Source organism: Streptomyces sp. NRRL WC-3618, assembly GCF_001280005.1.
GTDB lineage: Bacteria > Actinomycetota > Actinomycetes > Streptomycetales > Streptomycetaceae > Streptomyces.
Genome location: NZ_LGDW01000448.1, coordinates 1 through 26,131 on the forward strand (window position 1 = coordinate 1; position 26,131 = coordinate 26,131).

Below are 26,131 nucleotides of genomic sequence, written 5' to 3' on the forward strand. Positions count from 1 at the left end.
CCCCCCCCCCGCCCCCCTCGGCCCCGATGCCGCCCGCTGGGCCCTGCTTCATCCCGCCCCGCACGACCGGCCCCGTATCGGCGCCGAGCATCTGGCGCAGCGGGAGAGCAACCCTCTGTTCCGGGTGCGTTACGCCTACGCCCGTACCCGGGCCCTCGGTCGCAACGCCGTCGACCTCGGCTTCACCGCGTACGCCGGTGACGTCGAGGTCGGCGTACCGGCCGCCCTTCTCGCTTCCCTCGCCGACCACCCCCGCCTTCTCCTCGGTGCCGCCACCCATCGCGCCCCGGACCGGCTCGCCCGGCATCTCGTCACCCTTGCCGATGCCACGCTCGCCTTTGTTCCCACCGTGCTGCCGCTCGGCGACGAGAAACCCTCGGCCGCCCACCGGGCCCGGCTCGCGCTCGTCGAAGCTGCCGGGACGGTGCTGGCCGGCGGCCTGTCCCTGCTCGGTATCGACGCACCCGAACACCTTTGACCACTGAGGAAGCCGCACGTCATGAGCCGTTCCGCACACCCCGCCGGGCCCCGTCACGCCGATGTACTGCCCGAGGGGCACCCCTCCGCTCCGCCCGCCGACCTCAACCACCTGGACCGGAAGGTCTGGGCGTCGACCGTCACCCGTACGCCCGACGGTGTCGTCAGTGTCGGAGGGGTCGAGGTCACCCGGCTCGCAGAGGAGTTCGGGACCCCCGCCTACCTCCTCGACGAAACCGACTTCCGCGAGCGCGCCCGTGCCTGGCGCACCGCCTTCGGGCCCGACGCCGATGTCTTCTACGCCGGCAAGGCGTTCCTGTCGCGGGCCGTTGTCCGGTGGCTGCACGACGAGGGGCTCAACCTCGATGTCTGCTCAGGCGGGGAACTCACCACCGCCCTTTCCGCCGGAATGCCCGCCGATCGCATCGCGTTCCACGGCAACAACAAGTCCGTCGACGAGATCGAGAGCGCTATTCGCGCCGGTGTCGGGCGGATCGTTCTCGACTCCTTCCAGGAGATCGTGCGCGTCGCCCACATCGCGCAGTCGCTCGGTAAGCGCCAGCGCGTGCAGATCCGCATCACCGTCGGGGTCGAGGCTCATACGCACGAGTTCATCGCGACCGCGCACGAGGACCAGAAGTTCGGTATTCCGCTTGCCGGCGGGCAGGCCGCCGAAGCCGTGCGGCGGGCGTTGCAGCTCGACGGGCTCGAGCTCATCGGAATTCACTCGCACATCGGGTCGCAGATCTTCGACATGTCGGGCTTCGAGGTCGCCGCGCATCGCGTGGTCGGCCTGCTCAAGGACATTCGTGACGAGCACGGGGTCGAGCTGCCCGAGATCGACCTCGGGGGAGGGCTCGGTATCGCCTACACCAGCACCGACGATCCCCGCGAGCCTCACGAGATCGCCAAGGCGCTCACCGAGATCGTCAGCCGTGAGTGCGAGGGCGCGAAGCTGCGCACTCCTCGTATCTCCGTCGAGCCCGGGCGCGCCATCGTCGGGCCGACCGCCTTCACCCTCTACGAGGTCGGCACGATCAAGCCCCTCGACGGGCTGCGGACGTACGTGTCTGTCGACGGGGGAATGTCCGACAACATCCGGACCGCGCTGTACGACGCCGAGTACAGCGTCGCTCTCGTCTCCCGGACCTCCGAGGCCGCGCCCATGCTGGTCCGTGTCGTCGGCAAGCACTGCGAGAGCGGGGACATCGTCGTCAAGGACGCCTTCCTGCCCGCCGACCTGGCGCCGGGTGACCTCATCGCGGTGCCGGCGACCGGTGCGTACTGCCGGTCCATGGCCAGCAACTACAACCACGCCCTGCGCCCGCCCGTCGTCGCCGTGCGCGACGGGGAGGCCCGGGTGATTGTCCGGCGAGAGACCGAGGAGGATCTTCTCCGCCTTGACGTGGGATGACGGCGGAATCCTGAAAGGCGGCGGAAGATCTCCTGTCTTCCGCCGCCCGGAAAACGAAATAAACATCTCACGATCCGGACGATGGGTAGAAACTTCAGTCCGGTGAGTGAGACTTGTCGAATCCAGACGTATGAGGAAACGAGGTCGGATGATGCGTACGCGTCCGCTGAAGGTGGCGCTGCTGGGCTGCGGGGTTGTCGGCTCAGAGGTGGCGCGCATCATGACGACGCACGCCGACGACCTCGCCGCCAGGATCGGCGCTCCCGTCGAGCTCGCCGGGGTCGCCGTGCGGCGGCCCTCCAAGGTGCGTGACGGCATCGACCCCGCCCTCGTCACCACGGACGCCACCGCCCTCGTCAAACGCGGCGACATCGACGTGGTCGTCGAGGTCATCGGCGGTATCGAGCCGGCGCGTTCCCTCATCACCGCCGCCTTCGAGCACGGGGCGTCCGTCGTCTCCGCCAACAAGGCGCTCCTCGCCCAGGACGGCGCCGCCCTGCACGCCGCCGCCGAGGAGCACGACGCGGACCTCTACTACGAGGCCGCCGTCGCCGGCGCCATCCCGCTGATCCGGCCGCTGCGCGAGTCCCTCGCCGGCGACAAGGTGAACCGCGTGCTCGGGATCGTGAACGGCACCACCAACTTCATCCTCGACAAGATGGACTCCACCGGCGCCGGGTATCAGGAGGCCCTCGACGAGGCCACCGCCCTGGGGTACGCCGAGGCCGACCCCACCGCCGACGTCGAGGCGTTCGACGCCGCCGCCAAGGCCGCCATCCTCGCCGGAATCGCCTTCCACACGCGCGTGCGTCTCGACGACGTCTACCGCGAGGGCATGACCGAGGTCACCGCCTCCGACTTCGCCTCCGCCAGGAACATGGGCTGCACCATCAAGCTGCTCGCCATCTGCGAGCGGGCCGAGGACGGGCAGTCCGTCACCGCGCGTGTGCATCCGGCCATGATTCCGCTGACGCACCCGCTCGCCTCCGTGCGCGGCGCCTACAACGCCGTGTTCGTCGAGTCCGACGCCTCCGGTCAGCTGATGTTCTACGGGCCCGGAGCGGGCGGTGCGCCGACGGCCTCCGCCGTGCTCGGTGACCTCGTCGCCGTATGCCGCAACCGGCTCAGCGGGACGACCGGTCCCGGCGAGTCCGCGTATGCCGCACTGCCCGTTTCGGGCATGGGTGATGTGGTCACTCGCTATCACATCAGCCTCGACGTCGCCGACAAACCGGGCGTTCTCGCCCAGGTGGCCACCGTGTTCGCCGAGCACGGCGTATCCATCGATACGGTTCGGCAGACGGGCAAGGACGGCGAAGCCTCCCTTGTCGTCGTCACCCATCGTGCGTCCGACGCCGCCCTGGGCGGAACCGTCGAGGCGTTGCGCAAGCTCGACACCGTGCGGGGTGTCGCAAGCATCATGCGGGTTGAAGGAGAGTAACCAGCAATGACCCACCAGTGGCGCGGAATCATCGAGGAGTACCGGGACCGGCTGCCCGTCTCCGACAGCACGCCGGTCGTGACGCTCCGCGAGGGCGGCACGCCCCTCGTCCCCGCGCAGGTGCTCTCCGAGCGCACGGGCTGCGAGGTCCACCTCAAGGTGGAGGGCGCCAACCCGACCGGATCCTTCAAGGACCGCGGAATGACCATGGCCATCACCCGGGCCAAGGAGGAGGGCGCGAAGGCGGTCATCTGTGCCTCCACGGGCAACACGTCCGCCTCCGCCGCCGCGTACGCCGTGCGCGCGGGTATGGTCTCGGCCGTTCTCGTGCCGCAGGGCAAGATCGCCCTCGGCAAGATGGGACAGGCGCTGGTCCACGGCGCCAAGATCCTCCAGGTCGACGGCAACTTCGACGACTGTCTCACCCTCGCCCGCTCGCTGAGCGACAACTACCCTGTGGCGCTGGTGAATTCGGTCAACCCGGTGCGCATCGAGGGACAGAAGACGGCCGCCTTCGAGATCGTCGACATGCTCGGCGACGCGCCCGACATCCACGTCCTGCCGGTCGGCAACGCGGGCAACATCACCGCGTACTGGAAGGGCTACACCGAGTACGCCGCCGACGGCATCGCCCGGCGCACCCCGCGCATGTGGGGGTTCCAGGCGGCCGGCAGTGCCCCCATCGTGCGCGGCGAGATCGTCAAGGACCCCTCGACGCTCGCCACCGCGATCCGGATCGGCAACCCGGCCTCCTGGAAGCAGGCGCTGGCCGCGCGCGACGACTCGGGCGGCCTCATCGACGAGGTGACGGACCGTGAGATCCTGCGCGCCTACCGGCTGTTGGCCGCTCAGGAGGGTGTTTTCGTCGAGCCGGCGTCCGCCGCGTCCGTCGCCGGTCTGCTGAAGCTGGCCGAGCAGGGCAAGGTCGATCCGGGCCAGACCATCGTCTGCACGGTCACCGGCAACGGCCTGAAGGACCCGGGCTGGGCCACTGAGGGCGCACCGAAGCCGGTCGTCGTCCCCGTGGACGCCGCGACCGCCGCCGAGCGACTCGGACTCGCGTAGACCGGGTACTGAGCACCCGAACCGGGGTACTCCCCACCCACTCCCTACGACGGGTGCACAGGGGGCTTACGACACGCATCGTGCGCCTCCTGTGCGCCCTATGTCGCCACAGAACCTTCCTTCGATAAGCTGTGGGGAACCCGCTCGCCGCATATGCCCCCGCATATGGCACGGCGCCGCGTTGCCTCAGCGGCCTGAGCGTCCCCCCGTAGGACCTCAGCCGTTTTCAGTGTCGTGTCGAATGTCGTCCTTCATCGAATGTCTTCGACGAATCGCAGCTCAAGGAGAGTCATCGAGCGATGGCCGGTCCAGCGTTCCGAGCCGCCGCCGTCCGGGTGCGCGTCCCCGCCACCAGCGCCAATCTCGGTCCGGGCTTCGACGCCCTGGGCCTGTCGCTGGGGTTGTACGACGACGTAGTTGTCCGGGTGGCCGACTCCGGGTTGCACATCGACATCGCGGGCGAGGGCAGCGAGACCCTCCCGCGCGACGAGAACCACCTCCTCGTACGGTCCCTGCGCACCGCCTTCGACCTGATGGGCGGGCAGCCGCGCGGCCTCGAGATCGTGTGCGCCAACCGCATTCCGCACGGGCGGGGACTCGGGTCCTCGTCGGCCGCCATCTGCGCCGGCATCGTCGCCGCGCGGGCCGTCACCATAGGCGGCGACAGCCGTCTCGACGACGAGGCGCTGCTCGAACTGGCCACCGAGATCGAGGGCCACCCCGACAATGTCGCCGCCTGTCTGCTCGGCGGGTTCACGCTTTCCTGGATGGAGTCCGGCGCCGCCCGGGCGATCAGGATGGAGCCCGCCCGTTCCGTCGTTCCGGTGGTTTTCGTCCCCGGAAGGCCGGTGCTCACCGAGACGGCGCGTGGGCTCCTGCCGCGCACTGTCCCGCACGTCGACGCCGCGACCAACGCGGGGCGCGCCGCACTGCTCGTGGAGGCCCTGACCAGGCGTCCCGAGCTGCTGCTGCCGGCCACCGAGGACCGGCTGCACCAGGAGTACCGCGCCCCCGCCATGCCGGAGAGCACGGCGCTGGTGGAGCGGCTGCGGGCCGACGGCATCCCCGCGGTGATCTCCGGCGCCGGGCCCACGGTCCTCGCGCTGGCCGACGAGGCGACGGCCGACAAGGTGTCCCGGCTGGCGGGCGAGGGCTGGGCCGCCAACCGGCTCGGCCTCGACGCCAGGGGGGCGAGTGTGCTGCCGCTCGCGGCGCCCGGAGAGAGCTAGTGCCGGGGCAGGCAACGTTCGCCCCGTCGCGACGCCCGGCACGCCCGCTCGCCGCACCGGCCGAAAGCCCAAGTACGTCCAGTACGAGGGCTTCCGGCCGGCACGCCGAGCGGACGCACCGGACGCCGCTCCTCGAGGGGCGAACGTTGCCTGCCCCGGCACTGGGCGACGACATCAACGGGGCGAGGCCAAACGCTGTGACATGCGGCGCTGTGACTTTCAACTACATACGGTTGCCGGATTTGGAGAGGGGGAATGTTTGTTGGATCCGGTAGTGTTAACCTCAAGTCTGCACCCGACCCCACCATGGCGAGGTGCTTTGTGTCCCCGTCCGGGACAGACATTCTTCCGGGAGCCTCCCAAGCCACTCTGTGTTTCATGCGGCGATCCATTTGTCGTGTGCAGGCGCTGAGCGGCATTCAGGGCACGCTCCGGAACCGGTGTGACCAAGCCGCCTGACACGGACATTCAGTGTCATGGCTTTGGGAAGCGCCATCACCAGAAACCTCTTCCGCCACTTTCGGCGGACCACCGCCCCGGCACGGTCCACTCATGAAGGACCGAAGTCGGACAGCACAACCGGTCGCCGTGCCAGACAGGCCGACGTCCGCTCCAGGGAAGGACCCTTCGTGAGCGACACCACCGATCTGATGGGCGCACGTGTCGAGGAGACCGCTGCCGCGCCCTCCACGGACGCCTCCGCGCCTGCCACGGGTGCCGGCTCCCGGCGGCGCCGCGGTACCGGCCTCGACGGCATGGTGCTGGCCGAGCTGCAGCAGGTCGCATCCGGCCTCGGCATCAAGGGCACTGCGCGGATGCGCAAGAGCCAGCTGATCGAGGTCATCAAGGAGGCGCAGGCCGGGGGAGGAACCCCCAAGGCCGCGTCCGCCGCCCCCGCCGGGGAGGCCGCCGAGACCAAGCCCCGGCGCCGCGCCACCTCCAAGGCCCGTACGGGTGAGGACACCGCGCCCGCCGCCGAGAAGAAGGCTGCCGTACAGGTCGCCGAGGCGCCCGCCGAGAAGGCCGTGGCCCAGCAGCAGATCGAGATCCCCGGTCAGCCCGCTGGCGGCCCCTCCCGCGCGAGCGAAGCCGAGCGTGGGGGAGACGACGCCCCGGCCGAGCGCCGCCGGCGCCGCGCCACCGCCGAGGCCGGCGCCCCGGAGACGATTGCCGCCGAGGCGAAGAGCGAGCCGAAGGCCGAGGCGTCGGTCGCGCAGACGCAGACCGACACCGGTGACGCGGACGGCCGCCAGGGCCGCCGGGACCGCCGGGAGCGCAGCGACCGCGGCCGGGACCGCGACCGCCGGGGCAACAAGACCGACGAGCAGCAGGGCGGCACCCCGCAGCGCGGCCCCCAGCAGGGCCAGCAGCAGGGCGGCGGCCGACAGGACCGCCAGGACCGTCCCGAGCGCCAGGACCGTCAGGACCGCCAGCAGCGGGACACCGGTCCGCGCGACAACGCGCCGCGGGACAACGGGCCGCAGGATGACGACGACTTCGACGGCGGACGCCGTGGCCGTCGCGGGCGCTACCGGGACCGCCGTGGCCGTCGCGGGCGCGAGGAGTTCGGCCCGAACGAGCCGCAGGTCGCCGACGACGACGTCCTCATCCCCGTCGCGGGCATCCTGGACATCCTCGACAACTACGCCTTCATCCGTACGTCGGGCTACCTGCCGGGCCCCAACGACGTGTACGTCTCCCTCGCCCAGGTCCGCAAGAACGGCCTGCGCAAGGGTGACCACGTCACCGGCGCGGTCCGTCAGCCGAAGGACGGCGAGCGCCGCGAGAAGTTCAACGCGCTGGTCCGTCTGGACTCGACCAACGGCATGGCCCCCGACTCCGGCCGCGGGCGCCCCGAGTTCAACAAGCTGACCCCGCTCTACCCGCAGGACCGCCTCCGTCTGGAGACGGACCCGGGCGTCCTCACCACCCGCATCATCGACCTCGTCGCGCCGATCGGTAAGGGTCAGCGCGGCTTGATCGTGGCCCCGCCGAAGACCGGCAAGACCATGATCATGCAGGCGATCGCCAACGCGATCACGCACAACAACCCCGAGTGCCACCTGATGGTCGTCCTGGTCGACGAGCGTCCGGAAGAGGTCACCGACATGCAGCGGTCGGTGAAGGGCGAGGTCATCTCCTCGACCTTCGACCGCCCGGCCGAGGACCACACCACGGTCGCCGAGCTGGCCATCGAGCGCGCCAAGCGCCTGGTGGAACTGGGTCACGACGTCGTCGTACTCCTGGACTCGATCACGCGTCTGGGCCGTGCGTACAACCTCGCCGCCCCGGCCTCCGGCCGCATCCTGTCCGGTGGTGTCGACTCGACCGCCCTGTACCCGCCGAAGCGCTTCTTCGGTGCGGCCCGCAACATCGAGGACGGCGGCTCGCTGACCATCCTCGCCACCGCGCTGGTGGACACCGGGTCCCGCATGGACGAGGTCATCTTCGAGGAGTTCAAGGGCACCGGCAACGCCGAGCTCAAGCTCGACCGCAAGCTCGCGGACAAGCGCATCTTCCCGGCGGTGGACGTCGACGCGTCCGGTACCCGTAAGGAAGAGATCCTGCTCGGCAGCGACGAGCTCGCCGTCACCTGGAAGCTGCGCCGGGTGCTGCACGCGCTCGACCAGCAGCAGGCGATCGAGCTGCTCCTCGACAAAATGAAGCAGACGAAGTCGAACGCCGAGTTCCTGCTCCAGATCCAGAAGACGACGCCGGGCAACAACAGCAACAACGACTGACGGTCGACAGACGTCGACAGGCGTCGACAGACAGTCCGCAAAGGGCCATCCCCGGTCAGGGGGTGGCCCTTTGCGGTGATTGGGGCAAGTGTACGATCGCGCTCTTCGGGCTGATTCCTACGGTGTGCCCGAACTGACAATCCCTAGGGGGGACTTGAGTGGGTATATCCATGTCCGGTGAGGGCCGCCACAGACGTCGTGTGCGGATCGCCGGTCCCGTGGTCGCCGTCGGGCTCGCCACCGCGGTCACGGGCGCGCTGATGATGTCCTCCGCGAGCGCCGCCACCGTCCTGCCGAAACCCGCCGTCACCCCGAGCCGCAGCGGCCCGAGCGCCGCCGAGTTGGACAAGCGCGTCGCGGACGCGGCCACCGGTGACAGCGGTCCTGCCGCCAGGGAGCCGGCGGTCACTGCGGGCACCACGGGCGGAACCAAGCAAGCGAAGATCATCGGTGGTTCGACGACCACCACCTCCTCGGCTCCGTTCATGGCTCAACTCTGGTACCACGACGGCAAGGGCACCGCCGCGACCGGTGACGACGTCAGCTTCTTCTGCGGCGGCAGCGTCATCGCGCCGACGAAGATCCTCACCGCCGCGCACTGCGTCAAGGGCTACAACTGGAAGGCCAACGGCACCGTGGTCACCGGCACGGCGGCGCTGCCGGACGCCGGCGGGACGACGGACGGCACCAAGACCGCCGTCTGGCGCCAGTGGAACAACCCGTCGTACAACGCGGCGACGTTCGACAACGACATCGCCGTCCTGACGCTCGATCAGCCGGTCAAGGCCGCGCCGATCCGGATGACGACGTCGGGTGACACCACCTCCTACAAGGCGCTCACCAACGCCAGGGTCTACGGCTGGGGGCGCACCAGTTCCACCAGCCAGGCCGTCTCCCAGACGCTGAAGACGGCCACGCTGCCCATCCAGTCCGACGCCACCTGCACGACCGCGTACGGCAGCGGCTTCGTCAGGGGACACATGGTGTGCGCGGGCAACCCCGCCACCGGCAGCGACACCGGTACCACCGCGACCTGCCAGGGTGACTCCGGCGGCCCGCTGGTGGTCAGCGGCAAGGTCGTGGGCGTTGTCTCGTGGGGTGTGTCGGACTGCGTGAAGAAGGGTGCCTACAGCGTCTTCTCCAAGGTCACCTCATACGTCGGCGCCGTGTACCCGCGCGTCGAGGACGCCAACCTCAGTGGTGACCAGCTCGCCGACCTGTGGCTGCGCCGCGCCTCCACCAAGGTCGGCTACGAGAGGGACTCCAAGGGGACCAGCTTCGCACCGAGCGTGTCCTGGGGCGACTGGGACGGCGTCAACGCCGTCCTGCAGACCGACCTGAACCGGGACGACTACCAGGACCTGGTGATCCGCGACAGCGCCTCGGGCGCCGTCTACTGGATGCACTACGTGCCCAAACCCGACGGCAGCCCCGGAGACTGGGCCACGAAGCAGATCTTCGCCAACTGGAAGACCCGCACCCGGATCATCACCCCCGGCGACGTCACCGGCGACTACAAGCCCGACATCCTCTCGGTCGACTCCGGAGGCGCCCTCTGGATCTACCCCGGCAACGGCGACGGCACCTTCGGGTCGCCTGCCAAGGTCTCCACCGGCTGGAACCAGTACAACGCGATCGTCGGCCACGGCGACTTCGACGGCGACGGCAGGGCCGACCTGCTCGCCCGCGCCAGGACCGGCTCGGCCGGCTATCTCATCAAGGGCAACGGCAGGTCCGGCACCCAGGCTTTCGCGGCCCGGGTCAAGGTGCGCACCTGGGACGCCTACAACACCCTGATCACCCCCGGAGACGTGACCGGCGACGGAAAGGCCGACTTCCTGGCCCGTACGGCCGCCGGGAAGCTGTACCTCTACCCGGGAACCGGCAAGGGCACGAGTGAGATCTTCGGCACGCCGAAGGTCGTCGGAACCGACTACCAGCAGTTCGACATCATCAGCTGAACTCGCCGCAGGTGAACGGGGCTCTCAAGACATTTTCCGAGCGTTTTTTGGAAGAATGTCAAAGAATATCCCGCTCGTTCGGTCACGCACTGTGCCCTTCGCTCCCCGCGAAGGGCACAGTGCGTTGTGCAACCCTTTTTCCGTACCGGACGAGACCGAGGGAAGCAGATGTCCGCCGAGAGCAATCCGCTTGATCCAGCGAAGAGGCGCAGCCCCCGCACGCCCCGCGGCAGGCACTCCAGGGCGTTCCTCGTCGCGGCCTGGATCGCCGCGGGCATCGTCGTGCTCGGCGGCACCGGCCTCACCTACGTCTACTTCAAGCTCAACGGCAACATCAGGAGCGTCGACCTCAACCGGGTCCTCGGCACCGACCGCCCCACCGACGTCGACAACGGCTCCGAGGACATCCTCGTGCTGGGCTCCGACACCCGCTCCGGCGCCAACAGGAAGCTCGGCGGCGGTACGGACGACGGCAGCGCCCGCTCGGACACCGCGATGATCGTCCACGTGTACGAGGGCCACAAGAAGGCCAGCGTGGTCTCCATCCCCCGGGACACCCTCGTCGACCTTCCCCGGTGCACCGACGCGAAGGGCGTCACGCACGAAGCGGCCTCCGGCGTGATGTTCAACTCCGCGTACGCCATGGGGGGCGCCGTCTGCGCGGTGAAGACCGTCGAGTCGCTCACCGGGATCCGGATGGACCACTACCTCGAGGTCGACTTCACCGGCTTCCGCAAACTCGTCGACGAGCTCGGTGGCGTCGAGATCACCACGACGAAGGACATCAGGGACTCCCGCAGCCATCTGAACCTGAAGGCAGGCACCCACCGCCTCAACGGCGCGCAGGCCCTCGGCCTGGTCCGCACCCGCCACGGCGTCGGCGACGGCTCCGACCTGGGCCGCATCCAGCTCCAGCAGGCGTTCGTCAGGGCCCTGGTCGACCAGGTCAAGCACGTGGGCGTCCTGACGAACCCCAAGAAGCTCTTCGACCTGGCGGACACGGCCACCAAGGCCGTCACGACCGACTCCGACCTCGGCTCGGTCCCCTCCCTGACGTCCTTCGCGACCGGCCTCAAGAGCATCAGCTCCGACCACATGACCATGATCACCATGCCGGTCGAGTACGACCCGGCCAACCACAACAGAGTGGTGATCGACAAGCCCAGGGCGCGCCTGGCCTGGAACGCCCTGAAGGCGGACCACTCCATCCCGGCAGCAGCGACGCAGGGCATGGCAAGGGGCGACGCCGCAGGCGTGGTGGGCTGAAAAAAGCAGGGGCGAAGCCCCCTGCTTTTTTTCAGGGGCGCGGGGAACTGCGCGAACGGCCCCCACGCACCCGCACCCGCCCCCGAACACCCCCCACCACCCCTCCGGGAATATCCAACCCCCGCCCCCGGTTTTGGGGGATGCGTCCAGTGCTGGCAGACTGGTACGTCGGCCCCGGTTCACGCCACCGCACCCTGCGGCAGCGACCCGGCGCCCTCCCGAAACTAGGAGAATCCCTTGAAGCGCGAAGTCCACCCCGAGTACGTCGAGACGCAGGTCAGCTGCACCTGTGGCGCGTCGTTCACCACCCGCAGCACGATCACGAGCGGCAACATCCGCGCCGAGGTCTGCTCCGAGTGCCACCCGTTCTACACGGGCAAGCAGAAGATCCTCGACACCGGTGGCCGCGTGGCCCGCTTCGAGGCCCGCTTCGGCAAGGCCGCTGCCGGCTCCAAGAAGTAGCGAGGCACCAGCGCCGGTCCACGGTCGCCCTCCGGGGCGTACCTGGACCGGCGTTTTTGGTCGTCCTGCTTCCCCCACGTACAGAACGTACAGACGTTTTCAGGAGCCCCCATGTTCGAGGCCGTCGAGGACCTGCTCACCGAGCACGCCGACCTGGAGAAGAAGCTCGCCGACCCGTCGGTGCACGCCGACCAGGCCAACGCGCGCAAGCTCAACAAGCGCTACGCCGAGCTGACCCCGATCGTCGGGACCTACCGCTCCTGGAAGCAGACCGGGGACGACATCGGCACGGCGAAGGAGTTCGCCCTCGACGACCCCGACTTCGCCGCCGAGGTCAAGGAACTGGAGAAGCAGCGCGAGGAGCTCACCGACAAGCTGCGCCTGCTGCTCGTTCCGCGTGACCCCAACGACGACAAGGACGTCATCCTGGAGGTCAAGGCCGGCGCCGGCGGCGACGAGTCCGCCCTGTTCGCCGGTGACCTCCTGCGCATGTACCTCCGGTACGCCGAGCGCGTCGGCTGGAAGACCGAGATCATCGACGCCACCGAGTCCGAGCTGGGCGGCTACAAGGACGTCCAGGTCGCCGTGAAGACCAAGGGCGGGAACGGTGCCACCGAGCCCGGCCAGGGCGTCTGGGCCCGTCTGAAGTACGAGGGCGGGGTGCACCGTGTACAGCGCGTGCCCGCGACCGAGTCCCAGGGCCGTATCCACACCTCCGCGGCCGGTGTCCTGGTCACCCCCGAGGCCGAGGAGGTCGACGTGGAGATCAACCCGAACGACCTGCGCATCGACGTGTACCGCTCGTCCGGTCCCGGCGGCCAGTCCGTCAACACGACCGACTCCGCGGTGCGTATCACCCACGTTCCCACCGGAGTCGTCGCCTCCTGCCAGAACGAGAAGAGCCAGCTGCAGAACAAGGAGCAGGCGATGCGTATCCTGCGCTCCAGGCTCCTCGCGGCAGCCGTGGAGGAAGCGGAGAGGGAGGCCGCCGACGCCCGCCGCAGCCAGGTCCGCACCGTCGACCGCTCCGAGAAGATCCGTACGTACAACTTCCCGGAGAATCGCCTCTCGGACCACCGCGTCGGCTTCAAGGCCTACAACCTCGACCAGGTGCTGGACGGCGACCTCGACGCCGTCATCCAGGCCTGTGTCGACGCGGACTCCGCGGCGAAGCTCGCGGCGGCGTAACCCCCGTACGAGCCCAGTCGAGCCCCGTACGAGTCACGAGTACCGGAGGATCAGCGTGCAGCAGAACATTGGGGGACGGCCCCCGAGCCCCCGCAGCTTGCTGCTCGCGGAGGTGGCCCAGGCCACCCAGCGGCTCGCCGACGCGGGCGTGCCCTCGCCGCGCAACGACGCGGAGGAACTCGCCGCGTTCGTGCACGGCGTGAAGCGCGGCACGCTGCACACCGTCAAGGACGTGGACTTCGACGCCCGGTACTGGGAGGTCATCGCCCGCCGTGAGGCCCGCGAGCCGCTCCAGCACATCACCGGGCGCGCCTTCTTCCGCTACCTGGAACTCCAGGTCGGGCCAGGCGTGTTCGTGCCCCGGCCCGAGACCGAGTCGGTCGTCGGCTGGGCCATAGACGCCGTCCGCGCGATGGACGTCGTCGAGCCGCTGATCGTCGACCTGTGCACCGGATCCGGCGCGATCGCGCTCGCCCTCGCCCAGGAGGTCCCGCGCTCCCGGGTGCACGCCGTGGAACTGTCCGAGGACGCCCTGGCGTGGACCCGCAAGAACATGGAGGGGTCCAGGGTCGACCTGCGGCAGGGCAACGCCCTGGACGCCTTCCCGGACCTCGACGGCCAGGTCGACCTGGTCATCTCCAACCCGCCGTACATCCCGCTCACCGAGTGGGAGTACGTCGCCCCCGAGGCCCGGGACCACGATCCCGAACTCGCCCTGTTCTCGGGCGAGGACGGCCTCGACCTCATCCGGGGCCTGGAACGCACCGCCCACCGTCTGCTGCGCCCCGGCGGCGTCGTCGTCGTCGAGCACGCGGACACCCAGGGCGGCCAGGTGCCGTGGATCTTCACCGAGGAACGGGGCTGGGCCGACGCGGCCGACCACCCGGACCTCAACAACCGCCCGCGCTTCGCGACCGCCCGCAGGGCCACGCCGTGAGCGACACCCAGACTCTCTACCCCCAGCAGTACGTGTACGAGGAGGCCCGCTAAATGGCTCGGCGATACGACACCAACGACGCGACCGACCGCACGACCGGTCTGCGCGAGGCCGCGTCCGCCGTCCGACGCGGCGAGCTGGTGGTCCTCCCGACCGACACGGTCTACGGCATCGGCGCCGACGCGTTCTCCTCCGAGGCCGTCAACGACCTGCTGGAGGCGAAGGGCCGCGGCCGTGGCATGCCCACGCCCGTCCTGATCGGTTCCCCGAACACCCTGCACGGCCTCGTCACGGACTTCTCCGAGATGGCCTGGGAGCTCGTCGACGCCTTCTGGCCCGGCGCCCTCACCCTCGTCGCCAAGCACCAGCCGTCCCTCCAGTGGGACCTCGGGGACACCCGTGGCACGGTCGCCGTGCGCATGCCGCTGCACCCGGTCGCCATCGAGCTGCTGACCGAGGTCGGCCCCATGGCGGTCTCCTCCGCCAACCTGACCGGCCACCCGGCCCCCGAGGACTGCGACGCCGCCCAGGAGATGCTCGGCGACTCCGTCTCCGTCTACCTGGACGGCGGCCCCACGCCCGGAATCGTCCCCTCGTCGATCGTCGACGTCACGGGCAAGGTGCCGGTCCTGCTGCGCGCGGGCGCGCTCTCGGCCGACGAGCTGCGCAAGGTGGTCCCCGACCTCGAGGTGGCGAATTGACAGCCCCTGACGCGGGGCGTGGCATAGGCCCGCGCACGGGGGTCACGGGGGCTCAGCACTGGAACGGGGCCTCGCGGGACGCCTTCCGCATCCTCTATGTCAGCACCGGCAACGTCTGCCGCTCACCGATCACCGAGCGGCTGACCCGGCATGCCCTCGCGGACCGGCTCGGCGACCCGCTGTGGGGCGGCCTGATCGTGGAGAGCGCCGGGACGTGGGGCCACGAGGGCGCGCCCATGGAGGCCAACGCGGAGGCCGTCCTCGCGGAGTTCGGCGCGGACCCCTCCGGTTTCACGGGGCGGGAACTGCTCGACGAGCACGTCATCCGGGCGGACCTGGTGCTGACGGCCACGCGGGACCACCGCGCGCAGGTCATCTCCATGGGCCACTCGGCGGGCCTGCGCACCTTCACCCTGAAGGAGTTCACCCGCCTGGTGAAGGCGATCGACCCGGCGACCCTGCCCCCGCTGGACGACGGCATGATCGAACGGGCCCGTGCCCTGGTCCGCGCCGCGGCGGCTCTACGCGGGTGGCTTCTCGCGCCCACGGCGGAGGCGGACGAGGTGTACGACCCGTACGGGGCGCCCCTGACGTTCTTCCGGTCGATCGGGGACGAGATACAGCTCGCGCTGGATCCGGTGGTGACGGCGCTGACCGGAGTGCCCGCGAAGGCCTGAGCGCCGCGCCCACTGTCCTGCCTCGATGTGTCGTCGCGCGACTGCGGGCGCGTCGTGGCTGGTCGCGCAGTTCCCCGCGCCCCTGATGGGCGCTGACGCGCCCCATCAGGGTGCCGCGGCATACATTGGACGTACGTCATCGTCGACGTCCGGAGTTCGCCATGTCGGTCGTACCTGCCCTCGAGAGCGATGCCGCCGTCGACGTCCTGCGCCGGCAGGACCCCGAGCTCGCCGAGGTGCTGCTCGGGGAGACCCAACGGCAGTCGACGACGCTCCAGCTGATCGCCGCCGAGAACTTCACCTCGCCCGCCGTGCTGGCCGCGCTCGGCTCACCGCTCGCCAACAAGTACGCCGAGGGATATCCCGGCGCCCGCCACCACGGCGGCTGCGAGATCGTCGACGTCGCCGAGCGGATCGCGGTGGATCGGGCCAGGGCGCTGTTCGGCGCCGACCACGCCAACGTCCAGTCCCACTCGGGGTCTTCGGCCGTACTGGCCGCCTACGCCGCCCTCCTGCGCCCCGGTGACACCGTCCTCGCCCTCGGCCTGCCTTACGGCGGCCATCTCACCCACGGGTCGCCCGCCAACTTCTCCGGGCGCTGGTTCGAGTTCGTCCCCTACGGGGTGGACGCGGAGAGCGGGCTCATCGACTACGAGCAGGTGCGCGCCCTCGCCCGTACGCATCGCCCCAAGGCCATCGTCTGCGGGTCCATCGCCTATCCCCGGCACATCGACTACGCCGCCTTCCGCGAGATCGCCGACGAGTCGGGCGCCTACCTGATCGCGGGCGCCGCCCATCCCATCGGGCTCGTCGCCGGGGGAGCGGCGCCCAGTCCCGTGCCGTACGCCGACGTCGTCTGCGCCACCACCCACAAGGTGCTGCGCGGACCGCGCGGCGGGATGCTGCTGTGCGGGGCGGAGCTCGCGGAACGGGTCGACCGGGCGGTTTTCCCGTTCACGCAAGGGGGCGCGCAGATGCACACGATCGCCGCCAAGGCCGTCGCCTTCGGCGAGGCGGCGACACCGGCCTTCACGGCGTACGCCCATCAGGTGGTCGCCAACGCCCGGGTGCTGGCGGCGGGCCTGGCCGCCGAGGGGCTGGCCGTCACCACGGGCGGCACCGACACCCATCTCATCACCGCCGATCCGGCGCCGCTCGGAGTGGACGGACGCAGCGCGCGAGGGCTGCTTTCCGCGGCGGGAATGGTGCTGGACTGCTGTGCGCTGCCCCACGGACAGGCGCGCGGGCTGCGACTCGGGACGGCGGCGCTGACCACCCAGGGGATGGGCGAGGCCGAGATGGCGCGGATCGCCGTGCTGTTCGCGAGTGTGCTCCGTGGGACTGTCGAGAGCGGTGGGGCGCGTGAAGAAGTGCGGGAGCTCGCCGGTAGATTTCCGCCGTATCCCGGCCGGTGAGGGGTAGTCGTCAACTCGTGCACCGCCGCACGTGCAACCATCGTCGCTACCCGGAAGTCCCCATCCTTATGCGTCCCTCGCTAGGGTGTGGGGCCTGGATGACCAGCGAGACCTGTGGGGAAGCCCGTGCGTGAATACCTGCTGACGCTCTGCATCACGGCCGCGGTGACGTATCTGCTGACAGGGCCGGTACGGAAGTTCGCGATCGTGGCCGGAGCCATGCCGGAGATCAGGGCCCGTGACGTGCACCGGGAACCCACTCCGCGGCTCGGCGGGATCGCGATGTTCTTCGGGCTGTGCGCCGGACTGCTGGTCGCCGACCATCTCACCAACCTGCACGAGGTGTTCAGCAAGTCGAACGAGCCCAGGGCGCTGCTTTCCGGTGCCGCCCTGATCTGGCTGATCGGCGTGCTGGACGACAAGTTCGAGATCGACGCCCTGATCAAGCTCGGCGGGCAGATGATCGCCGCCGGCGTCATGGTCATGCAGGGTCTGACGATCCTGTGGCTGCCGATCCCGTCCGTGGGCAACGTCGCGCTGACCCAGTGGCAGGGCACCCTGCTGACGGTGGCGCTGGTCGTGATCACCATCAACGCGGTGAACTTCGTCGACGGCCTGGACGGCCTCGCGGCCGGCATGGTGTGCATCGCGTCGGCGGCGTTCTTCCTCTACGCCTACCGGATCTGGGTCTCGTACGGCATCGAGGCCGCCGCCCCGGCCACCCTGTTCGCCGTGATCCTGATGGGCATGTGCCTCGGTTTCCTGCCGCACAACATGCACCCCGCCCGCATCTTCATGGGTGACTCCGGGTCGATGCTCATCGGGCTGGTGCTGGCCGCCGGCGCGATCTCCATCACCGGGCAGATGGACCCGGACGCGATGAACCTGTTCTCCGGGTCCGAGCGCAACACCGTGCACCAGATGGTGCCGGTCTACATCCCGCTGCTGATGCCGCTCACCATCATCGCGATCCCGGCCGCCGACCTGGTGCTGGCCATCGTGCGGCGCACCTGGCGCGGACAGTCGCCGTTCGCGGCCGACCGTGGGCATCTGCACCACCGGTTGCTGGAGGTCGGGCACTCGCACAGCAGGGCCGTCCTGATCATGTACTTCTGGTCGGCGCTCATCGGGTTCGGTGCCCTGTCGTACTCGGTCAACAACGCGTCCATGTGGATCGTCCTGAGCGTGGTGGCGCTGAGCGCTATCGGACTCGTGCTCCTGCTGCTGCCGCGCTTCACGCCGCGTATCCCGCGCTGGGCCGAGAACTTCGTGCCGCCGCGCTATCGGCGGAGCCGGACGGCGGAGGCGACGGCGCCGGCCGCGTCCGTGCCGTCGGTGCCGGCGGACCACCGCGCTCCGGTGCGGGCCGGGGTCGCGGGTGTCAACGGGGCGACCGCGCTCAGCGCCCGTTCGCGGCGCCTGGACCGGCGTAAGGCCGGGTCGTCGCGCTGACCGCAAGGTAAGAATCTGACTAACGCTTTGCTTGAAAGAGAGAGAGTGTATAGGGGGTAAAGCGCCCTAATACCAGACAAGTGGGCGCTGATTCTGCACAGACGTGCAGGTTCATTCTCATGTGTGACACCGAGCACACCTTCGAGGTAAAGACCTCATCAAATAGTTTGTGATACGGTTCACGAGAACCCAGGACAGAGCCGAAGGACCGTAGTGCGACGGTTCATTGGTGTGAGGAATCCACTCTCTGTCCAGGACTACGCTCGTCCATGACGACACCCCACGCCCCCTGCGAAAGCGGAGTTGCCGCCATGCCGTCCAATGACGTCCGGAACCTCTTGCAGACCGCTGTCCCCACAGCCGCTGTCGGCGCGATTGTCATCGCCGTCAGCGCCGGGGTCGCCGGTGGCAAGGGTGCTGTCGGCGCCGCGGTCGGCACGGTCCTCGCGATTCTCTTCATGGGTATCGGGCTGTACGTGTTGCAGTGGACGGCAAAAACGCTCCCGCACTTGTTCCAGGCCATGGGGCTGATGCTCTATGTCGCCCAGCTGTTGCTGTTGCTGATCTTCGCGGGCCTGTTCAAAGACACCACCGCCTTCAATCCGAGGGCCTTCGCGGTCGGTCTTGTCGTGTCGACTGTCGTATGGATGGCGGCGCAGGCTCGTGCGCACATGAAGGCCAAGATCTTCTACATCGATCCGGAGACGTCGACGACTGGGAAGTCCGAGAAGTCCGGGTCGCCGTCGTGAGGGGTAGGGCCGGGATAAAGGCAGTTGGGTTCTCCTGCTATCGTCCGGTGCCAACTGCGGCATCGCGGGCGCGGGCATCTGAGCTGACGCCTGCTCAATCGCGAGGCTTGATGCCCCAAAGCCGCCCCCACATTCGTTTCACCAGTCCAGTGCCGACCAGCGGCTGTGTGCCGCGCCGACACAACGAGGTTGCCGTACCCATGCGTCACGCCGAAGGAGCCCGTGGTGAGTGCTGACCAGACCCAGCTCGCCTTTGAGTGGAACTGTCGGATCATGTCCGACAACGGCTGCGGCTTCCCGGCACCGGGCCTGCACTCGTTCCTCTTCCAGCCGATCGCCACGGTCGGAGGGTTCGAGTTCAACAAGGTGATGCTGCTCGCGATCATCACCACTCTCTTGGTCATCACCTTCTTCACACTTGCTTTCGGCAAGGCCAAGGTGGTCCCGGGCAAGCTGCAGATGGTGGGCGAGGCCGGTTACGACTTCGTACGCCGCGGCATCGTCTACGAGACGCTCGGTAAGAAGGAGGGCGAGAAGTACGTCCCCCTGATGGTCTCGCTCTTCTTCTTCATCTGGATCATGAACATCTGGTCCGTGATTCCGCTGGCCCAGTTCCCGGTGTCGTCGGTGATCGCGTTCCCGATGGTGCTGGCCGCCATCGTCTACGTGGTCTGGGTTTCGCTGACCTTCAAGAAGCACGGCTTTGTCGGCTTCTTCAAGAACGTCACCGGCTACGACAAGTCGCTCGGCGCGGTACTGCCGCTCGTGATGGTCATCGAGTTCTTCTCGAACCTGATCGTCCGGCCGTTCACGCACGCGGTGCGACTGTTCGCCAACATGTTCGCCGGGCACCTGATGCTGGTCATGTTCACCGTCGCCTCCTGGTATCTGCTGAACGGCGCGATGGTGCCGGCGGCCGGCGTCTCCTTCGTGATGACCGTCGTCATGATCCTCTTTGAGCTTTTCGTGCAGGCGGTCCAGGCGTACGTCTTCGTGCTCCTCGCCTGCTCGTACATTCAGGGCGCTCTCGCCGAGCACCACTGAGCATCCCTCCCGCAAGCCCTTAAGCGTCCGGTGGCCAACCCCCGCCGGTCCATGAAACAGAAGGAAGATTCAGCATGGCTGCCACTGAGACCCTTGCCGCTGTCTCCGGTTCGCTCGGTTCCATCGGCTACGGCCTCGCCGCCATCGGCCCCGGCGTCGGCGTCGGCATCATCTTCGGTAACGGCACCCAGGCCCTCGCCCGTCAGCCCGAAGCTGCCGGTCTGATCCGTGCCAACCAGATCCTCGGCTTCGCCTTCTGCGAGGCGCTCGCCCTCATCGGCATCGTTATGCCGTTCGTGTTCGGTAAGTAATTCCTCCTTACTGACACGCATCGACGAAAGGCACTGATGTGATCGCCAACCTGATTCAGCTGGCGGCCGAGGAAGAGCAGAACCCGCTCGTTCCGCCCGGCCCCGAGCTGCTCGTCGGCACCATCGCCTTCGCCATCGTGTTCTTCTTCTTCTGGAAGAAGCTGCTTCCGAACATCAACAAGGTTCTGGAGGCGCGTCGCGCGGCGATCGAAGGCGGCATCGAAGAGGCCGACGCCATGAAGGTCGAGGCCCAGAGCGTCCTTGAGCAGTACAAGGCACAGCTCGCCGAGGCTCGGCACGAGGCCGCGCGGCTGCGCCAGGAGGCGCAGGAGCAGGGTGCCACGCTCATCGCCGAGATGCGCGCGGAAGGCCAGCGGCAGCGCGAGGAGATCGTCGCCGCCGGTCACGCCCAGCTCGACGCCGACCGTAAGGCCGCCTCGTCCGCGCTTCGCCAGGACGTCGGCAAGCTCGCCACCGAACTGGCCGGCAAGCTCGTCGGTGAGTCCCTCGAGGACCACGCCCGGCAGAGCCGCGTCATCGACCGCTTCCTCGACGGCCTCGACGAGGCCGCCGCGACGGCTGAGGCGACTCGATGAGCGTGCACGGAGCCAGCCGCGAGGCTGCCGCCGCCGCACGTGAGCGCCTCGACGCGCTGACGGACTCCACGTCCGCCGACGCGAAGAAGCTGTCCGACGAGCTGGCCGCGGTCACCGCGCTGCTGCACCGCGAGGTGTCCCTGCGCCGGGTCCTCACCGACCCGGCGCAGGCCGGAGAGGCCAAGGCCGAGCTGGCCCAGCGCCTCCTCGGCAGCCAGGTCGGCGGGCCCACCACCGACCTGGTGGCCGGCATGGTCCGCTCCCGCTGGTCGCGTTCACGCGACCTGGTGGACGCGCTGGAGGAGCTGGCGGACATCGCCGACCTCACGGCCGCCCAGCAGGCGGGCGCGCTCGACAACGTCGAGGACGAGCTGTTCCGGTTCAGCCGGATCGTCTCCTCCAACACCGAGCTGCGTGCCGCGCTGACCGACCGGGCCGCGACCACCGGAGCCAAGGGCGAGCTGCTGAGCAGCCTGCTCGGGGGCCGGGCCGCGGCGACGACCGAACGTATGGTGACGCGCCTGGTGACCGCGCCGCGGGGACGTAGCCTGGAAGCGGGACTCGAGTCCCTGTCCAAGCTCGCCGCCGAGCGCCGGGACCGCATGGTCGCCGTCGTCACCTCGGCGGTACCGCTGAGCGACCCGCAGAAGCAGCGCCTCGGCGCCGCCCTCGCGAAGCTCTACGGCCGCCAGATGCACCTGAACCTGGACGTGGACCCCGAGGTCCTCGGCGGGATCCGGGTGCTGGTCGGCGACGAGGTCATCAACGGCAGCATCGCGGACCGCATCGAGGACGCCGGCCGCCGTATGGCGAGCTAGTTCGCCCGGCAGCCACCCAGAACGCAGCAACTCAACACTCGTAGTACGTACTTGAATACGGCCCTGGTTGGGCCGTGCAGAGGATTCACCTCTTATTGGGGGGAGTCCCCATCCCCCCAAGTGAAACTTCGGGCCCAACAAGGAGAGCAGGGAACCCAGATGGCGGAGCTCACGATCCGGCCGGAGGAGATCCGGGATGCGCTGGAGACCTTTGTCCAGTCGTACAAGCCGGACGCGGCCTCGCGCGAGGAGGTCGGCACGGTCACCCTCGCGGGTGACGGCATCGCGAAGGTCGAGGGCCTGCCCTCGGCCATGGCCAACGAACTGCTGAAGTTCGAGGACGGCACCCTCGGTCTCGCGCTCAACCTCGAAGAGCGCGAGATCGGAACCGTCATCCTCGGCGAGTTCAGCGGCATCGAGGAGGGACAGCCGGTCACCCGTACCGGCGAGGTCCTGTCGGTGGCCGTCGGCGAGGGCTACCTCGGCCGCGTCGTCGACCCGCTCGGCAACCCGATCGACGGCCTCGGCGAGATCGAGACCAGCGGTCGCCGCGCCCTCGAGCTGCAGGCTCCGGGCGTCATGGCGCGCAAGTCGGTGCACGAGCCGATGGAGACGGGCTACAAGGCCGTCGACGCGATGACCCCGATCGGCCGCGGCCAGCGTCAGCTGGTCATCGGCGACCGTCAGACGGGCAAGACCGCGCTGGCCGTCGACACGATCATCAACCAGCGTGACAACTGGCGCTCCGGCGACGTGAAGAAGCAGGTCCGCTGCGTCTACGTCGCCATCGGCCAGAAGGGCTCGACCATCGCCTCTGTGCGTGGCGCCCTCGAAGAGGCCGGCGCGCTGGAGTACACGACCATCGTCGCCGCCCCGGCGTCCGACCCGGCCGGCTTCAAGTACCTGGCGCCGTACACCGGTTCGGCCATCGGTCAGCAGTGGATGTACGAGGGCAAGCACGTCCTCATCATCTTCGACGACCTCTCGAAGCAGGCCGACGCCTACCGCGCCGTGTCCCTGCTGCTGCGCCGCCCGCCGGGGCGCGAGGCCTACCCCGGTGACGTCTTCTACTTGCACTCCCGTCTCCTGGAGCGCTGCGCGAAGCTCTCCGACGAGCTGGGCGCGGGCTCGATGACCGGTCTGCCGATCGTCGAGACCAAGGCCAACGACGTCTCGGCGTTCATCCCGACCAACGTCATCTCCATCACCGACGGCCAGTGCTTCCTGGAGTCGGACCTGTTCAACGCCGGTCAGCGCCCCGCGCTGAACGTCGGTATCTCCGTCTCCCGCGTCGGTGGTTCGGCTCAGCACAAGGCCATGCGCCAGGTGTCCGGCCGTCTCCGCCTCGACCTTGCCCAGTACCGTGAGCTGGAGGCGTTCGCCGCCTTCGGTTCCGACCTGGACGCCGCGTCGAAGTCGCAGCTGGAGCGCGGTCAGCGACTGGTCGAGCTGCTCAAGCAGGCTCAGTACGAGCCGATGGCCACCGAGGACCAGGTCGTCTCCATCTGGACCGGCACCACCGGCCGTATGGACGAGGTACCGGTCGCCGACATCCGTCGCTTCGAGAAGGAGCTCCTGGAGTACCTGCACCGCAAGGAGCAGGGCCTCATGACCTCCATCAAGGAGGGCGCCAAGATGTCGGACGACACCATCACCGCCATCGGCGACGCTGTCGCGGAGTTCAAGAAGCAGTTCGAGACGTCGGACGGCAAGCTGCTCGGCGAGGACACCCCTGCCGCTGCGGGCAAGTGACGACGGAAGGGACCTGACTCATGGGAGCCCAGCTCCGGGTCTACAAGCGTCGCATCAAATCCGTCACCGCGACCAAGAAGATCACCAAGGCGATGGAGATGATCGCCGCCTCGCGTGTCGTCAAGGCGCAGCGCAAGGTGGCGGCCTCCGCGCCGTACGCGACCGAGCTCACCCGCGCGGTCACGGCGGTCGGCACCGGCTCTAACACCAGGCACCCGCTGACCACCGAGGCCGAGACGCCCACCCGTGCCGCGGTTCTGCTCCTCACGAGCGACCGCGGTCTGGCCGGCGCCTTCAACTCCAACGCGATCAAGGCCGCCGAGAAGCTGACGGCGCGACTTGAGGCGGCAGGCAGGGAGGTCGACACGTACATCGTCGGCCGCCGTGGCCTGGCTCACTACAACTTCCGCGAGCGCAAGGTCGTGGAGTCGTGGTCGGGCTTCACCGACGAGCCCACGTACGCGGACGCCAAGAAGGTCGCGGCTCCGCTCATCGAGGCCATCGAGAAGGAGACGGCGGACGGCGGCGTGGACGAACTCCACATCGTCTACACCGAGTTCGTCTCGATGATGACGCAGAACGCGGTCGACGGCCGTCTGCTGCCGCTCAGCCTCGACGAGGTTGCCGCGGAGTCGGCGGGCAAGGGCGAGATCCTTCCGCTGTACGACTTCGAGCCGTCGGCGGAGGACGTCCTCGACGCCCTGCTGCCGCGGTACGTCGAGAGCCGTATCTACAACGCGATGCTCCAGTCGGCTGCCTCCAAGCACGCCGCCACGCGCCGCGCGATGAAGTCGGCGACCGACAACGCGGGAGAGCTCATCACCACGCTCTCCCGACTTGCCAACGCGGCCCGACAGGCCGAAATCACCCAGGAAATCAGCGAGATCGTCGGTGGCACCGCAGCCCTGGCCGACGCGACCGCGGGGAGTGACAGGTAATGACGACGACAGTTGAGACGGCCGTTGCCACGGGCCGCGTCGCCCGGGTCATCGGCCCGGTCGTCGACGTGGAATTCCCCGTCGACGCCATGCCGGAGATCTACAACGCCCTTCACGTCGAGGTGGCCGACCCGGCCCTCGACGGCGCGAAGAAGACGCTGACCCTGGAGGTCGCCCAGCACCTGGGTGACGGCCTGGTCCGCACCATCTCCATGCAGCCCACCGACGGTCTGGTCCGCCAGGCCGTGGTCACCAACACGGGTACGGGCATCACCGTCCCCGTCGGCGACTTCACCAAGGGCAAGGTGTTCAACACGCTCGGTGAGGTGCTGAACTCCGAGGAGAAGTACGAGGGCGAGCGCTGGTCCATCCACCGCAAGGCCCCGCGCTTCGACGAGCTCGAGTCGAAGACCGAGATGTTCGAGACCGGCGTCAAGGTCATCGACCTTCTCACCCCGTACGTCAAGGGTGGAAAGATCGGCCTGTTCGGCGGTGCCGGCGTCGGCAAGACGGTGCTCATCCAGGAGATGATCTACCGCGTCGCCAACAACCACGACGGTGTCTCCGTGTTCGCCGGTGTCGGTGAGCGCACCCGTGAGGGCAACGACCTCATCGAGGAGATGGCCGACTCGGGCGTCATCGACAAGACCGCGCTGGTCTTCGGCCAGATGGACGAGCCCCCGGGCACCCGTCTGCGCGTGGCCCTGGCCGGTCTGACCATGGCGGAGTACTTCCGCGATGTGCAGAAGCAGGACGTGCTGTTCTTCATCGACAACATCTTCCGCTTCACGCAGGCCGGTTCCGAGGTCTCGACCCTGCTCGGCCGTATGCCCTCCGCGGTGGGCTACCAGCCGAACCTGGCCGACGAGATGGGTCTCCTCCAGGAGCGCATCACCTCGACCCGTGGTCACTCGATCACCTCGATGCAGGCGATCTACGTCCCCGCGGACGACCTGACCGACCCGGCCCCGGCCACCACGTTCGCCCACCTCGACGCGACGACGGTTCTCTCCCGTCCGATCTCCGAGAAGGGCATCTACCCGGCCGTGGACCCGCTGGACTCCACGTCCCGCATCCTGGACCCCCGCTACATCGCGGCGGACCACTACAGCACCGCGATGCGCGTCAAGACGGTCCTCCAGAAGTACAAGGACCTTCAGGACATCATCGCGATCCTCGGTATCGACGAGCTGGGCGAGGAAGACAAGCTCGTCGTCCACCGTGCCCGTCGCGTGGAGCGCTTCCTGTCCCAGAACACCCACGTCGCCAAGCAGTTCACCGGCGTCGACGGTTCGGATGTGCCGCTGGACGAGTCGATCGTCGCGTTCAACGCGATCATCGACGGCGACTACGACCACTTCCCGGAGCAGGCGTTCTTCCTCTGCGGTGGCATTGAGGACCTCAAGGCCAACGCCAAGGAGCTGGGCGTCTCCTGACCCCCGCGCTCTTGGGAGAGGGGCAGGGGGTCACCCTTCGCGGGGTGCGTCCTGCCCCTCT

Annotated in this window: 23 protein-coding genes; all 23 read left to right on the forward strand. The window is 68.8% G+C overall.

Translation table 11 applies throughout. The features are described 5' to 3' along the window. Positions 1–478 (forward strand): DALR anticodon-binding domain-containing protein (locus tag ADL01_RS30135; protein ID WP_267889947.1); only part of this gene is annotated, 478 nt, incomplete at its 5' end. Positions 479–499: 21 nt separating this feature from the next. Next, positions 500–1,891, forward strand: coding sequence for a diaminopimelate decarboxylase (gene lysA / locus ADL01_RS30140; protein WP_053745170.1), 1,392 nt, complete (start codon positions 500–502; stop codon positions 1,889–1,891). 148 nt (positions 1,892–2,039) lie between these two features. Then, the gene (locus ADL01_RS30145) at positions 2,040–3,332 is read left to right on the forward strand and encodes a homoserine dehydrogenase (RefSeq protein ID WP_053745171.1); all 1,293 of its coding nucleotides are present in this window, start codon (positions 2,040–2,042) and stop codon (positions 3,330–3,332) included. Between the two features lie 6 nt (positions 3,333–3,338). Continuing rightward, complete coding sequence (thrC, locus tag ADL01_RS30150; protein WP_053745172.1) at positions 3,339–4,397, forward strand: threonine synthase; 1,059 nt, start codon at positions 3,339–3,341, stop codon at positions 4,395–4,397. Positions 4,398–4,696: 299 nt separating this feature from the next. Continuing rightward, entirely contained in the window at positions 4,697–5,626 is a 930-nt protein-coding gene (gene thrB / locus ADL01_RS30155; protein WP_053745173.1) for a homoserine kinase, read from the forward strand. A gap of 629 nt (positions 5,627–6,255) precedes the next feature. Continuing rightward, the gene (rho, locus tag ADL01_RS30160; protein ID WP_053745174.1) at positions 6,256–8,367 is read left to right on the forward strand and encodes a transcription termination factor Rho; all 2,112 of its coding nucleotides are present in this window, start codon (positions 6,256–6,258) and stop codon (positions 8,365–8,367) included. 170 nt (positions 8,368–8,537) lie between these two features. Then, a complete protein-coding gene (locus ADL01_RS30165) occupies positions 8,538–10,328 on the forward strand; it encodes a trypsin-like serine protease (RefSeq protein WP_053745175.1) in 1,791 nt (596 codons plus the stop codon). 168 nt (positions 10,329–10,496) lie between these two features. After that, entirely contained in the window at positions 10,497–11,594 is a 1,098-nt protein-coding gene (locus ADL01_RS30170; RefSeq protein WP_053745176.1) for an LCP family protein, read from the forward strand. 237 nt (positions 11,595–11,831) lie between these two features. Then, entirely contained in the window at positions 11,832–12,056 is a 225-nt protein-coding gene (gene rpmE, locus ADL01_RS30175; RefSeq protein WP_006381676.1) for a 50S ribosomal protein L31, read from the forward strand. A 111-nt stretch (positions 12,057–12,167) separates the two neighbouring features. Further along, positions 12,168–13,244, forward strand: coding sequence for a peptide chain release factor 1 (gene prfA / locus ADL01_RS30180; protein ID WP_053745177.1), 1,077 nt, complete (start codon positions 12,168–12,170; stop codon positions 13,242–13,244). Positions 13,245–13,341: 97 nt separating this feature from the next. After that, positions 13,342–14,181 (forward strand): peptide chain release factor N(5)-glutamine methyltransferase, encoded by an 840-nt coding sequence (prmC, locus tag ADL01_RS30185; protein ID WP_053745178.1) that lies wholly within the window; start codon positions 13,342–13,344, stop codon positions 14,179–14,181. A 53-nt stretch (positions 14,182–14,234) separates the two neighbouring features. Continuing rightward, positions 14,235–14,882 carry an L-threonylcarbamoyladenylate synthase gene (locus ADL01_RS30190; protein ID WP_053745179.1) on the forward strand — a complete coding sequence of 216 codons (648 nt, stop codon included), beginning with the start codon at positions 14,235–14,237 and terminating at the stop codon, positions 14,880–14,882. After that, entirely contained in the window at positions 14,879–15,559 is a 681-nt protein-coding gene (locus tag ADL01_RS30195) for a low molecular weight phosphatase family protein (protein WP_053745180.1), read from the forward strand. Before ADL01_RS30190 ends, ADL01_RS30195 begins: the two co-directional genes overlap by 4 nt. Positions 15,560–15,720: 161 nt before the next feature. After that, positions 15,721–16,974 (forward strand): serine hydroxymethyltransferase, encoded by a 1,254-nt coding sequence (glyA, locus tag ADL01_RS30200; RefSeq protein ID WP_053745181.1) that lies wholly within the window; start codon positions 15,721–15,723, stop codon positions 16,972–16,974. A gap of 126 nt (positions 16,975–17,100) precedes the next feature. Then, positions 17,101–18,426, forward strand: a complete 1,326-nt coding sequence (locus tag ADL01_RS30205) for an MraY family glycosyltransferase (RefSeq protein WP_053745182.1) — start codon at positions 17,101–17,103, stop codon at positions 18,424–18,426. A 311-nt stretch (positions 18,427–18,737) separates the two neighbouring features. After that, positions 18,738–19,175 carry a hypothetical protein gene (locus ADL01_RS30210; RefSeq protein ID WP_053745183.1) on the forward strand — a complete coding sequence of 146 codons (438 nt, stop codon included), beginning with the start codon at positions 18,738–18,740 and terminating at the stop codon, positions 19,173–19,175. Positions 19,176–19,448: 273 nt separating this feature from the next. Further along, positions 19,449–20,219: a F0F1 ATP synthase subunit A gene (atpB, locus tag ADL01_RS30215; protein ID WP_053745207.1), complete on the forward strand. Its 771-nt coding sequence runs from the start codon at positions 19,449–19,451 to the stop codon at positions 20,217–20,219. A gap of 74 nt (positions 20,220–20,293) precedes the next feature. Beyond that, positions 20,294–20,530, forward strand: coding sequence for a hypothetical protein (locus ADL01_RS30220; RefSeq protein ID WP_015657805.1), 237 nt, complete (start codon positions 20,294–20,296; stop codon positions 20,528–20,530). 38 nt (positions 20,531–20,568) lie between these two features. After that, complete coding sequence (locus tag ADL01_RS30225) at positions 20,569–21,126, forward strand: F0F1 ATP synthase subunit B (protein ID WP_053745184.1); 558 nt, start codon at positions 20,569–20,571, stop codon at positions 21,124–21,126. Positions 21,127–21,128: 2 nt separating this feature from the next. Next, entirely contained in the window at positions 21,129–21,944 is an 816-nt protein-coding gene (locus tag ADL01_RS30230) for a F0F1 ATP synthase subunit delta (RefSeq protein WP_053745208.1), read from the forward strand. Positions 21,945–22,103: 159 nt separating this feature from the next. Beyond that, positions 22,104–23,696, forward strand: coding sequence for a F0F1 ATP synthase subunit alpha (gene atpA, locus ADL01_RS30235; RefSeq protein ID WP_053745185.1), 1,593 nt, complete (start codon positions 22,104–22,106; stop codon positions 23,694–23,696). Between the two features lie 20 nt (positions 23,697–23,716). Next, complete coding sequence (locus ADL01_RS30240; RefSeq protein ID WP_053745186.1) at positions 23,717–24,634, forward strand: F0F1 ATP synthase subunit gamma; 918 nt, start codon at positions 23,717–23,719, stop codon at positions 24,632–24,634. Next, a complete protein-coding gene (gene atpD, locus ADL01_RS30245) occupies positions 24,634–26,070 on the forward strand; it encodes a F0F1 ATP synthase subunit beta (RefSeq protein ID WP_053745187.1) in 1,437 nt (478 codons plus the stop codon). Before ADL01_RS30240 ends, atpD begins: the two co-directional genes overlap by 1 nt. Positions 26,071–26,131: the final 61 nt, after the last annotated feature.